This is a genomic window from Hymenobacter daeguensis (assembly GCF_054780555.1).
In genome coordinates this window covers 14,299-27,217 of the sequence record NZ_BAAGWC010000042.1, presented here as the reverse complement: position 1 = coordinate 27,217, position 12,919 = coordinate 14,299, and the positions used below count along the sequence as shown (strand labels likewise).

Sequence of the window (12,919 nt, the reverse complement as noted above, 5' to 3'; positions counted from 1 at the left end):
CGCCGGCCGCCGGCCCGGCGCGGCGCTGGCGCATGGCCCGGCGCGGGCAGCTGGCGGCCCTGCTGCTGGTGCTGCTGGGCATCGGGAGCGGCACGTACTTCTTCCGCAAACCGGCCGCTGCGCTGGCCTACCAGTTGTGCCGGACGCGGGCCGGCGAGCAGCAAACGGTATGGCTGCCCGATGGCTCGCGCGTGACGCTGGCCCCGCTGAGCCGGCTGCGCTTCCCCGCCACATTCGGCCCGGCCAGCCGCGAAGTGTACCTGGAAGGCGAGGCGTTTTTCGAAGTCAGCAAGAACCCGCACCGGCCGTTTCGGGTGCACAGCGGCAGCTGGGTGACGCAGGTGCTGGGCACCAAGTTCAACGTCAGCGCCGTGCGCGGGGCCAGCCAGACGGCCGTTTCGCTTGTGGAGGGCAAGGTGCAGGTGTTTGACAAGCAGGAGCATTACCTCCTGGCGCCGGGGCAGCAGCTGCTGGCCGACCAGGCCACGGGCCGCATCTACCGGCAGGCGTTCAACAAGGCGAAGGTCACGGCCTGGCGCCGCAACAAGCTGGTGTTTCAGAACGAGAAGCTGGGCGACGTGGCCGGCCAGATTGAGCGGCTCTATGGCGTGAAGCTGGTGTTTGCCGACGCGGCCACGGCCGAGGTGCGCCTCTGGGCCACCTTCGAAAACGAGCCCCTGCCGGCCGTGCTGGCGGCGCTGAAGCTGGCCGGCTCGCTGGAATACCGACAAGAAGGCCAGGTGATTTACCTGCGGCAACCAACTGACAATGAGAAACCAAATTAGCCGTCATGCTGAGCGCAGTCGAAGCATCTCTACCGCTCAACTCATCCAATCGACAGAATTACTACTGCAGTAGAGATGCTTCGACTGCGCTCAGCATGACGACTTAAATAGTCTAAAAAGAGGAAGACAGCGGGTTGGCGCCCGCTGCCTTCCGGTAAAAAAGCCGGCAGTTCGTACCTGCCGGCGAGTTGGAGAGTCCATTAACCCCGAAAAAAGGTAACAACGCTCACGCACAAATCTATGAAAAAAACGAGGTACCCCGAAACGGGCCGGCGCTGGCGGCGGGCGCTGGTCGGCCTGAGCCTGACGACCCTGAGTCCGGTTGCGCTGCCGGCCGTGGCCGCCGGCGTGGCGCTGGTGCAAGGCCCCACTGCCACGCCCTGCGCCATCACGGCGCGGCAGCAGCCGCTGGCGGAGGTGCTGGCCAGCATCGAGCAGCAGACCGGCTACCGGTTTCTGTACGCGGACCAGGCCAACGTGTTGAGCCGAAAAATCAGCGTGGAAGCCCCGCACAGCACCCTGAATGAGGTGTTGCAGCTGATTTCGGCCCAGGCCAACGTGCAGTTCACGGTGCAGAGCAAGCGCATTCTGATGAAGAGCGGCAGCGCGGCGGCGGCCGACCCCAAGCCCGTGAAGGGCCGCGTGGTGGACGCCAAAGGCGAAGGCATGCCCGGCGTTTCGGTCCGCATAAAAGACACGACCACCGGCACCACCACCGACCCCAACGGCACGTTCGAGCTCAGGGCGCAGCCCGGCAACGTGCTGATTTTCTCTTTCATCGGCTTCGAGGGGCAGGAGTTGACCGTGGGCGAAAAGAGCACCTACGACGTGACCCTGCGCGAAGACGTGACCAGCCTCGACGAGGTGGTAGTGACGGCGCTCGGCATTAAGCGGGAGGAAAAAGCGCTGGGCTACTCCGTGACGCAGGTGACGAACGAGCAGCTCACCGAAGCCAAATCGAACAACTGGACCGACGCGCTGTCGGGCAAGGTGGCGGGCCTGAACCTGGTGCGCTCGGGCGGCGGGCCGGCGGGCTCGAACAAGATTGTGCTGCGCGGCGAAAGCTCGCTGGCCGGCGACAACGACGCCCTGATTGTGGTGGACGGCGTGGTGCTGGGCGGCAGCAATCGCAACACCGGCAACGGCAGCACGGCCTACCTGCAAACCGAGTCGCCGGTCGATTTCGGCACCAGCCTCAACGACATCAACCCCGAGGACATTGAGTCGGTGACGGTGCTGAAGGGGCCGGGCGCGACGGCGCTCTACGGCGCGCGCGGCGGCAATGGTGCGGTGATTATCACCACAAAATCGGGGCGGGCGCGGAAGAAAGGTATTGGCGTGACCTTCAACTCGAACGCGGCGCTGGACCAGATTTCGCGCTGGCCCGATTTCCAGTACGAGTACGGCCAGGGTTCGGCCGGCGAGAATTATTACTCCTACAACGCCACCGCCGACGGGCCCAGCACCCGCAGCACCAGCTCGGCCTGGGGCCCGAAGTTCGACGGGCAGTCCTTCTACCAATACGACCCCGCCACCAACACCACCGGCACCGAGCGCACGCCCTGGGTGCCCTACAAAAACAACCGCAAGGACTTCTTCCAGACCGGCAAAACCTTCACCAACACCATTGCCCTGGACGGCGGCACCGACCGCACGGCCGTGCGCCTGTCGCTGACCAACCTCAAAAACACCTGGATTATCCCGAACACCGGCTACGACCGCAACACCGTGGCGCTGTCGGCCAGCCAGAAGATTACCGACCGGCTCACGGTGTCAACCAAGGTCAACTACACCAACCGCAGCAGCGACAACCTGCCCAGCACCGGCTACAACAACCAGACCATCATGTACTGGACCATGTTTCAGCTGCCGAACGCGGATTTGAACTGGATAAAGGACTACTGGGTGCCGGGCGCGGAGGGCATCACGCAGCGCTACCCGTTTAGCAGCCTGGTCGATAATCCGTACCTGATAACCCAGCAAATGCTGAACAAGAGCAACCGCAACTCGCTCACGGGCAACGTGCAAGTGAACTACAAGTTCGGCAAAGACTGGAACCTGATGCTGCGCTCGGCACTCGATTATTCTTATGAAGCCCGCTCGCAGCAGCGCCCGAAGGATACCGAGAAGTATAAGGAGGGCATGTACCGCACGCAGAACATCTTCTCGCAGGAGATGAACCACGATTTCCTGCTGCAGTACGCCCACAAGTTTGGCAAGTTTGAAACGAGCCTGTCGGGCGGTGGCAGCAGCCTGCGCAACCGCTACAATAAGGACGAGCTGCGGGCCGAGCGCCTGCTCTATCCGGGCGTGTTCACGTTTGCCAACAGCCGCGATTTGCCGCTGGCGCTGCCCTATAAGGCCGAATTCGCGGTGAACAGCTTCTACGGGCTGGCCTCCATCGGCTACAATAATTTTCTCTACCTCGACCTCACGGCCCGCCAGGACTGGACCAGCACGCTGGCCACCGCCAATTCGACGGCCAATACCGGCTTCTTTTACCCCTCGGCCAGCTTGAGCACGGTGCTGTCGCAGGTGCTGCCGCTGCCGGAATTTGTGTCGTTTGCCAAGCTGCGCGGCTCGTGGTCGCAGGTGGGCAGCGGCACCACCACGCCCTACCTCACGTCCTACACCTACGCCGTGGCTTCGGGCTTTGCCTCGGGCCTGAGCAACCCCGACGCCATCGCCAACGCCGGCCTCAAGCCGCGCCGCACCGAAAGCGTAGAGCTGGGCGCCGACCTGCGCTTTCTGAAAAACCGCATCGGCATCGACGTGGCGGTGTACCGCAACAACACCTTCGACCAGATTTTGCAGGTGCCCATCGACCGCTCGGCGGGCTATAACTACGCCGTGCTGAACGCCGGCCTGGTGCGCAACCAGGGCCTCGAAATTCAGGCCAACGCCACGCTCATCACCAGCCCGAAAGGCTTCAACTGGAAAGCCTACGGCACCTTCACGGCCAACCGCAACATGGTGGTGCGCCTGGCCGACAGCGTGTTGACCTACCAATTGCAGCGCGGCCCCGGCGGCCGGGGCTCGGTGGAGGCGCGGCCCGGTGGCAGCATGGGCGCCATCTACGGGCGCGGCTACGAGCGGGCTCCCGACGGCCAGATTATCTACAGCAACGGCTACCCGGTGCTGGGCGACGAAATCAAGTACCTCGGCAACGCGCTGCCGCAGTGGAAAGCCAGCGCCGGCACCGAATTCAGCTACAAGCAGCTGCGCCTGAATATTCTGTTCGACGGGCAGTTCGGGGCCAAAGCCTACTCGATGACCAACGCCGTGCTGGCCGAGCAGGGCAAAAGCACGCTCACGCTGCCGGGCCGCTACAACGGCATCATCGGCAACGGTGTGATTGCCAACGGCGACGGCACCTTCCGCCCCAACGACGTGGTGGCCGAGAACATCCCGGCCTACTACACCGCCCACTACGGCCGCGACAACGTGGAAGCCAACCTCTTCCGCACCGATTTTATCAAGCTGCGCGAAATGCGCCTCGACTACGCCCTGCCCGCCACGCTGCTCAGCAAGCTGAAGCTGACGCAAGCGTCCATCGGCGTGTACGGCCGCGACCTGTTCATTTTCACCAAATGGCCCGCTTTCGACCCCGAATTCGGGACGCTGAACGACGGGACTATTGACCTGGGCTTCGAGCTGGGGCAGTTCCCCAGCACCCGCACGATGGGCATCAACCTAACGGTGGGGATTTAAAAATTAAGAACGGTGTAGAGACGCGACACTTCGCGTCTCGTCGTGGGCTGTCACTTTGACTAACCAGGACCACGCCGGCTAAACAACATCCGCAACGACGAGACGCGAAGTGTCGCGTCTCTACATTCCCCTGCCATCGTCGTGAAAACCCTGAAACGCCTGCTTATTCTCTCCCTCACCGCCGCCGGCCTGGCCAGCGCGCCCGCCTGCACCAAGGGCTTCGAGGAGATGAACATCAACCCCAACCAAAACCCCAACGTCATTCCCGAAACGCTGCTGGCGCCGGCCCTCACCGATTTGGTGAAGCGCAACATGGACCGCGCCTTCCGCATCACCAACGAGCTGATGCAGGACCACGTGTCGCGGGTCGATAACGACGAGTTTCACCGCTACGTCATCCGGCCCTCGGAGGCTGATTTTATGTGGAACGGCTGGTACACCCAGCTCACCGATTTCCGCGATATGTACGCCAGCGCGGCGGCGGTGAAGAGCAACACCTTCATGGCCATTGCGCGGATTTGCGAAGTCTGGACGTTTTCACTGCTGACGGATACGTTTGGCGACGTGCCGTATTCGGAGGCCATTCAGGGCCGCATCGGGCAGCTTCAGCCGAAGTTCGACCGGCAGGAAGACATTTACCGCGACCTGTTTGCGAAGCTGGAAGAAGCCAACGAGCTGCTGAAAACCAACGTCAACCTCACGGCCGACCAGTCCATGCTCGACCCGCTGTTTCAGGGCAACGCCCTGAAATGGCGCAAGTTCGGCAACTCGCTCTACCTGCGCCTGCTGCTGCGCGTGTCAAACCGCACCGACGCCATTGCCAACGGGCTGAGCCCGCAGGCCAAGCTGCGCGATATGGTGAACACCAACGCCGCCAACTACCCGCTCATCGCCAGCAATGCCGAGTCGGCCATCCTGCGCTGGACCGGCACGGCCCCATACCAGTCGCCGTTTCAAACCTGGCGCACGGCGGATTTCAGCTCGTTCAGCTCGATGAGCGAGTTTTTTATCAACAACCTGGTGGAATGGAACGACCCGCGTCTGGCCAAATGGGCCACCATTTCCAACGGCACCTACGAAGGCATCCAGAGCGGCTACCTGCCCACCCAGATTCCGGTGGCAAAATCGACTTATCCGGCCGCGCTCATGACTGAGCCGCTGCTCGGCAACATCCTGAATTACCCCGAAGTGCAGCTTAATCTGGCCGAAGCCGCCCTGCGCGGCTGGATTTCGGGCGATGCCAAAACCTACTACGAAACCGGCACCACCAACGCCATCACGCTCTGGGGCCTGACGGTGCCCACCGGCTACCTCACCGGCGGCGACGTGAAATGGGAGCCCACCAGCAGCGTCGATACCCGCCTCGACCAGATTCACCTCCAGAAATACTACGCGCTGTTTTTCACCGATTTCCAGCAGTGGTTTGAGTACCGCCGCAGCGGCCACCCGGTGCTGCCCCTCGGCCCCGGCCTGAAGAATAACCGCCAGATGCCCGCCCGCGTCAACTACCCGCTCTACGTGCAGAGCCTCAACCAGGTGAATTACCAGGCCGCCGTGGCCGACCAGGGGCCGGATGACATCAACACGAAGGTGTGGTGGCAATTATAGCTGAACCGGAAAAATAAAGAACGTCATGCTGAGCGCAGTCGAAGCATCTCTACCGCTCAACTAATCAATGCTGTTGCAACGGAGCGGTAGAGATGCTTCGGCTGCGCTCAGCATGACGACCAAACGGCCTAATTCCCCAAAGAATAGAACCCCAATGAAAACTAAGCTTCTAACCACCTTCCTCACGCTGCTCACTGCCCTGGCCTGCACCAGCTGCCTGGAAGAAAACCCCGACTACGCGGCCGGCCAGCCCAGCCCGAACGTCTCGCTCGAAGACCTGCGCCGGCTCTACAACGGCTCGAACGTGGTGCTGGAATCGGCCCAGCTATCCGGCGCGCACCAGGTGGTGGGCATCGTGATTTCGGATGCCGGCGGCGCGAACGTGCCCGGCGGCCCCACCACGCTGGTGGTGCAGAACAAGCGGCGCGGCGTGGTGCGCGGCATCATCATCCCGCTGAGCGGCAGCGCCAACGCCGCCGTGGGCGACTCGGTGGTGGTGGACATTGCCGGGGCCACGCTGGCCAAAACGGCCGGCGCCCTGCGCATCGAAGGCGTGACGGCCGACCGTGTGCGCAAGGTGAGCAGCGGGAATACGGTGACGGCCCGCGACATCAACATCGACGCGCTGCTCACCAATTTCGACCAATACGAGGGCACGCTGGTACGCATCAGCGGCGGCAGCATCACGCCACTGCCCATCTCGGGCGATATCTACGCCGGCAACAAAACCCTGGCCGACGGCGCGGGCAAAAGCATTGTGCTGCACACCGAAACCAGTGCCAGCTTTGCCGCCCGGCGCATTCCGGCTAGCGCCACGTTCGTGGGCATTCCGGTGGGTGGCCTCGACGCCAGCCAGGCCCCGGCCCCGCAGCTCTGGCTGCGCACCGCCGCCGATGCCGTGGACCCCAGCGGCCCCATTTACCGCAACTTTCCCGAGAGCTTCGAGCTGGTGCCGGCCGCCACCAAGGGCAGCTACGACATGAACACCGCCGCCGTGCCCGACAATACCGTCACCTTCGGCACCGGTCCGTGGAAGCTGTACCAGGCCATCCTCGGCAACACCTCGGGGCGCGACCGGTACACCGGCACCCAGGGCATCCGGATGCAGCAGAACCTGGCCGTGCCGGCCGTGGTCGAAATGAAGTTCGACCTGCCCAACGGAGCTACCAAAGTCACGCTCATCTACGGGGCCTACTACACCGACGCGGCCAGCTCCTGGAAGCTGGAATACTCGCAGGACCAGGGCCGCACCTGGACGCAAACCGGTGCCACCGTCACCGATGCCGGCAACTGGCAGCACGCCATCACTTTCCTGATGAATATCAGCGGCCCGGTGCGCTTCCGCATCAATAAGCTGGGCCTGGGCGTGAGCGCGCCGCCCGCCATTTTGAACGGCCGCCTGGGGCTGGATGATATTGCCATTTACGAAAACTAATTGGCCGATGTAGGGTGCGGGGCTTGTCCCCGCCCGCCAGTCGCGCCACTCCAACAATTCTGTTCAACGACGGGCGGGGGCAAGCCCCGCACCCTACTTCAAATGTTCCGCAGACAATTCCTCCAAAACCTTGGCCTCGTCGGTGCCGGCCTCAGCCTGCCTTTCGCCCCGGCCGCCCTCGCTGCTGAAGAAACCCAGGCCGCGCCCAAAAGCCAGAAAATCAGCCTCGCGCTGCTCACCATCCGGGGCAAGGTGCACCAGGGTGGCACCGGCATTGCCGGCGTGGCCGTGACCGACGGCACCAACATTGTGCTGACCGACAAAGCCGGCAAATACACGCTGGAAAGCAACGCCACGGCCGAATTCGTGTACGTCAGCATCCCGCGCGGCTACGCGTTTCCGCACGAGAAAGGCGTGGCGCGGTTCTTCCAGCCCATCAGGCCGGGCGCGGATAAAATGACGGCCGACTTCGCCCTGCAAAAGCTGGCCGGCGACGACACCAAACACACCTTCGTGGTGTGGGCCGACCCGCAGATGATTAACAAAAAGGACTGCCGCGAGCTGCTCACCAGCTCCGCGCCCGACCTCAAAAAGCTGGCCGCGCAGTACGACGCCAATACGTTTGCCATCGGCTGCGGCGATTTGGTGTGGGACAAGCACGAGTTGTTCGAAGACTACAAAAAAGCCGTCGAAATCACCGGGATTCCCTTCTTTCAGGTTATCGGCAACCACGACATGGACCTCACGGCCCGCGCCGACGAAGGCTCGGCTCAAACGTTCAAAAGCCTGTTCGGGCCTACGTATTATTCCTTCAATCGGGGCGAAATTCACTACGTGGTGCTCGACGACGTTTTCTTCATCGGCCCGCCCAAGAAGTACATCGGCTACCTGACGGAGAAGCAATTGCAGTGGCTGGAGCAGGATTTGAACCACGTGAAGCCGGGCACGACGGTGGTGGTGGCCCTGCACATTCCGGTGGACAGCGGCGACCAGCGGCGCAACAAGCTCAAGGACGAGTCGCTGGGCGGGGTGGTGTCGAACCGGGCCGAGCTGTACCGCCTGCTGAAGCCCTACACGGCGCACATCATGTCGGGCCACACGCACATCTGCGAGAAGGTGTTCAACGAAAACACCACCGAGCACATCCACGGCGCGGTGTGCGGCGCCTGGTGGACCGGCCCCATCTGCACCGACGGCGCGCCCAGCGGCTACGGCGTGTACGAAGTGAGCGGCGGCGACATCAAGTGGTACTACAAATCGGTGGGCCACCCGCGCGAGCACCAGCTGCGCTCTTACCCCAAAGGCGCAGCGGCCGGCCGGCCCGATGAAATCGTGGCCAACGTCTGGAACTGGGACCCGCAGTGGAAGGTGACCTGGTTCGAAAACGGCGTGCGGCAGGGCGAAATGCAGCAGCAGGTCGGCCTCGACCCGCTGGCCGTGCAGCTGCAAGCCGGCGACCAGCTGCCCGCCAAGCACAAGTGGGTGGAGCCCACCCTGACCGACCACCTGTTTTTCGCCCGGCCGTCGGCCGGTGCGAAGGAAATCCGCATCGAAGCCACCGACCGGTTCGGAACGGTGTACAGCGACACCCTTGCCGTCTGATGGCCGCACGTGCTTCAGCTTGTGCGGCGCTCAGCGGGCACAAGCTGAAGCATGTGCTACAAGCTCTTTAGCTATGAAAAAACACGTGCTCCTCGCGCTCCTCAGCTTCGCTCAAGCCGCCCTGGCCCAGCCGCGCCCGCTCGATATTCAGGGCCACCGGGGCTGCCGGGGGCTGATGCCGGAAAACACCATTCCGGCCATGCGCCGGGCCCTCGACCTGGGCGTGACCACGCTGGAAATGGACATTGCCATCAGCCAGGACCAGCAGGTGCTGCTCTCGCACGACCCGTTTATGAACGCCGGTTTCGTGTACCGGCCCGACGGCCAGCCCATCGCCAAAAGCGAGGAAAAAAGCCTGCGCCTCTACAGCCTGCCCTACGCCGAAATCCGGCGCTACGACGTAGGCAGCCACGGCAACCCGAAGTTTCCGAAGCAGCAGAAGCAGCTGACCTACAAGCCGCTGCTGGCCGAAGTCATCGACTCGGCCGAAGCGTATGCCCGGCGTAGAAAGCGCCCCGCGCCGTTCTACAACATCGAAACGAAAACCACGCCCGGGGGCGACGGCACCAACCATCCCGCGCCGGAGGAATTTGTGCGCCTGCTGCTGGCCGTGGTGAATAAAAAGGGCATCCAAAGCCACGTCATCATCCAGTCGTTCGACCCGCGCACGCTGGAAATCGTGCACCGCACCCAGCCCGCGCTGCGCACGGCTCTGCTGGTGGAAAACGCGGATGGCCTCGATAAAAACCTGGCGCGGCTGAGCTTTGCGCCCAGCATCTACAGCCCGGCCTACCAGCTGGTGACGGCCGAGCTGGTACGCGCCTGCCACCAGCGCAACGTGCTGGTGATTCCGTGGACGGTGAACACCACGGCGGCGGCCGAGCAGCTGATAGAACAACAGGTTGATGGACTGATTTCGGATTACCCCGACCTGATGCTGACCACGGCCAGCACGGCCCCAAGGCGGTAGCGCAGTTCCGTAAATTTCTGTCCGGGAGCTTATTCCACGCGCTTTACCTGGATGCCATTCAGCACCGTCTCGCCAGCCGTGGCTTTGAAATCAAGCACGATGCCTTGCCCGCGCCGCACGTTTACGGGGAGCTTGTAGCTGATGGCTTGCAGCGGGGGCAGGTCGTTTTCGGGGCCGACGTCGGTTAGCGCCGGCAGGCCGTTCAGCCATACGTCGAAGCGGCGGGGCGCTTTCGCCGGGGCGGCCGAAGCCGCATCGGGCCTGGCCAGGTTGTAGGCCAGCTGCTCGGCGGCGGGCACGGCTTCGAGCTCGGCAAAATGCAGGGTGACTTCGTACTGGCCGGCCGGCACGTCGTCGAGGCGGAACTGGCGGAGGCCCACGCGCTGGGTTTCGTAGATGGCATCGTATTCGGTGCCGAGGATGTTGCGGTCGGAGCCGTAGGGCAGGCGGCCGGTGCCGGGCAGCGCGAAGGGCTTGCCGCCCACGTAGCCCCAGCCGCCGGGCGCGTAGGCCTGCTCGGGCAGCCACACCTGGTGCAGCCGGGCATCGGTGAAAAAGCGCTGGTCGCCCAGGCTCACGTTGAGCTCGGTGAAGGGCAGGGCTTCCGAAGCCAGGGTGGGAGGCAGCAGCAGGAATTCAACCTCAGCGTGGTCGGGTGGGGCCGTGCCGGCGCGGGCAGTGAGCTGATTCCGGCCATCAGCGAAAGGCACCCTGAACCGAACGATGCCAAAATCGGCCGGGTGCGTGCCCAGCGAGCGGCCGTTGAGCAGCAGCTCGGCGGCGGGCTGGTTGGTGTAGATTTCAACCGGCTGGGCACAGTGCAGCGAATCGGGGCCGGCGGCGCGGCCGCTGCGCAAGGTCCAGGCGCGGGAGCCGATGCGGACGTAGGGCGTGGGCAGCAGATGGGCCTGGTAAAACAGGTAGGCATCCTTGGGCTGGCGGTCGGCGGTGAGCAGGCTTTTGTTGTTGATGTGCGGCACGGCTTCCTGCCGGCTCTCGGAGTTGAATTCGGCCAGGTTCCAGACCGTTGCGCCGGCCACGAAGGGCCGGTCCAGAATGGCTTTCAGGTAGAACTGGTGGTAGCGGTTGGCATATTCGGTGGTCTTATCGAAGCGCAGCGGCTCGAAGGAGTGCAGCCGGGCATCGGCATCGGCCCCGAATTCGGTCACCAGCAGCGGCTTATCGGGCAGCTCGCGGCGGTGGCGGTCCAGAAAATCGGGAAAGCCCTGAAAAGCGCCCGAGTACCAGCCGGCGTAGAGGTTCCAGCCCACCAGCATGGGAATTTGCAGCAGGCCGGCCTGCTGGTACAGCTCAAACGCGCCGTGGTTCACCAGCATGGTGTAGCGGGCAGGGTCTTCGCGGCGGGTGAGGGCATCCAGCTCCGTGGCCAGCGCGGCCACGCGGGCCAGGTAGGCCTGGCCGGCCGCATTGTCTTTGCTGAAGCCGGCGGGCAGGCGCAGCAGCACCTCGTTCATGTAGGCCCAGATGATGACGCTGGGGTGGTTGTAGCCCTGCCGAACCATCTCGGTTTGCATGGTGCGGCAGTTCGCGAAGAAGGCCGGCGAGTCGGTGATGGCATTCACGACGGGAATTTCCACCGAGGCCAGGATGCCCAGGCGGTCGCAGGCGGCCAGCACGGCGGGGTCCTGCGGGTAGTGCGACACGCGCAGGAAGTTGCCGCCCATCTGCTTCAGCAGCAGCAGGTCGCGCTCGGCCAGGGCATCGGGCAGGGCATTGCCGAGGCCGGGGAAATCCTGGTGGCGGTTGGTGCCGATGAGCTTGAGCGGCTGGCCGTTGAGGAAAAAGCCGGTGGCCGCGTCGAAGCGAAACCAGCGCAGGCCCAGCGGGCTGCTCACGGCATCGAGCGGCGCGGCATCGGCCGGCCCGGCCTCCCGCACCGTGGCCGTGACGTGGTAGAGGTACGGGTGCGCCGGCGACCACAAATGCGGCCGGCGCAGGGTGGGCAGCGACTGCCGGAATTCCCGCTTCTCGCCGGCCGCCAGCGCAAGGCTGCTGCGCTGCCGGGCCACCACGTGGCCGTCGCCGTCGCTCACTTCAGTCAGCACCGTGAGGCGGCGCCTGGTGGCCGACTCATTCACCAGCGTGCCCCGGGCCAGCACCTCGGCGGCCTCCGCCGATACGGCGGGCGTGCTCACAAACAAGCCGCTGGAGGCATAATTATCGAGGTCGAAGTGCACCGCGCTGGCCGCCACCAGGTACACGTCGCGGTAGAGGCCGCCGTAGAAGGTGAAGTCGGCCGAAAGCGGCGGCAGCGCCGGGTTGGGGCTGTTGTCCACTTTCACCACCACTTCGTTGGTGGCCGGCTTATCGAAGCGCAGCCACTGGCTGACAGCGAATTGAAAGGCCGTGTAGCCACCCGCGTGGCGGCCGGCCAGCTGGCCGTTCACATACACTTCGGCCTCCTGGCCCGCCCCCTCGAAGCGGAGATATACGCGGCGGTTTTGCCAGCTGGCGGGCACATGCAGCGCCTTGCGGTACCAGCCGATGCCCCGGTAGTAGCCGGGCTCGTCATCGGTCACGTCAAGCGCGTTCCAGGTGTGCGGAATGGAGATTTTTTCCCAGCCGGCAGCGGCGGCGGTGTGGGCGTAGTCGGTGCCATCGGCTTTGCGAAACTGCCAGTCGGAGTTGATGGCGATGACCGTGCGCTCCTGTGCGGTAGCGGGCAGGGCCAGGAGCAGCAGCACAAGCAGCCAGCCCCCCGAAAGAAGCCGGAAGGTGTGGCAAGGGGGCGGAAGTGGGCTTTCGATACCAATCATGGCCCGAAATAACTACCGCAAACCTTGTAGC

At 64.0% G+C, this 12,919-nt stretch carries 7 protein-coding genes; 6 read left to right on the top strand and 1 reads right to left on the bottom strand.

The features are described 5' to 3' along the window. The 6 genes from ACYVHT_RS22505 to ACYVHT_RS22480 form a co-directional block, all read left to right on the top strand. Positions 1-785, top strand: a 785-nt coding sequence (locus tag ACYVHT_RS22505; RefSeq protein WP_460557508.1) for a FecR family protein, incomplete at its 5' end; no start/stop codon positions are given. 240 nt (positions 786-1,025) lie between these two features. Then, a complete protein-coding gene (locus tag ACYVHT_RS22500) occupies positions 1,026-4,496 on the top strand; it encodes a SusC/RagA family TonB-linked outer membrane protein (protein WP_460557506.1) in 3,471 nt (1,156 codons plus the stop codon). 141 nt (positions 4,497-4,637) lie between these two features. Beyond that, positions 4,638-6,104 carry a RagB/SusD family nutrient uptake outer membrane protein gene (locus ACYVHT_RS22495; protein WP_460557504.1) on the top strand — a complete coding sequence of 489 codons (1,467 nt, stop codon included), beginning with the start codon at positions 4,638-4,640 and terminating at the stop codon, positions 6,102-6,104. 154 nt (positions 6,105-6,258) lie between these two features. Next, positions 6,259-7,539: a DUF5689 domain-containing protein gene (locus ACYVHT_RS22490; RefSeq protein WP_460557502.1), complete on the top strand. Its 1,281-nt coding sequence runs from the start codon at positions 6,259-6,261 to the stop codon at positions 7,537-7,539. A gap of 102 nt (positions 7,540-7,641) precedes the next feature. Then, complete coding sequence (locus ACYVHT_RS22485; RefSeq protein WP_460557500.1) at positions 7,642-9,141, top strand: calcineurin-like phosphoesterase C-terminal domain-containing protein; 1,500 nt, start codon at positions 7,642-7,644, stop codon at positions 9,139-9,141. Positions 9,142-9,214: 73 nt separating this feature from the next. Further along, positions 9,215-10,111, top strand: coding sequence for a PI-PLC domain-containing protein (locus tag ACYVHT_RS22480; RefSeq protein WP_460557499.1), 897 nt, complete (start codon positions 9,215-9,217; stop codon positions 10,109-10,111). Positions 10,112-10,140: 29 nt separating this feature from the next. On the opposite strand, the gene ACYVHT_RS22475 is transcribed toward ACYVHT_RS22480, so the two are convergent. Next, positions 10,141-12,888, bottom strand: a complete 2,748-nt coding sequence (locus ACYVHT_RS22475) for a glycoside hydrolase family 2 TIM barrel-domain containing protein (RefSeq protein ID WP_460557497.1) — start codon at positions 12,886-12,888, stop codon at positions 10,141-10,143. Positions 12,889-12,919 lie beyond the last annotated feature (31 nt).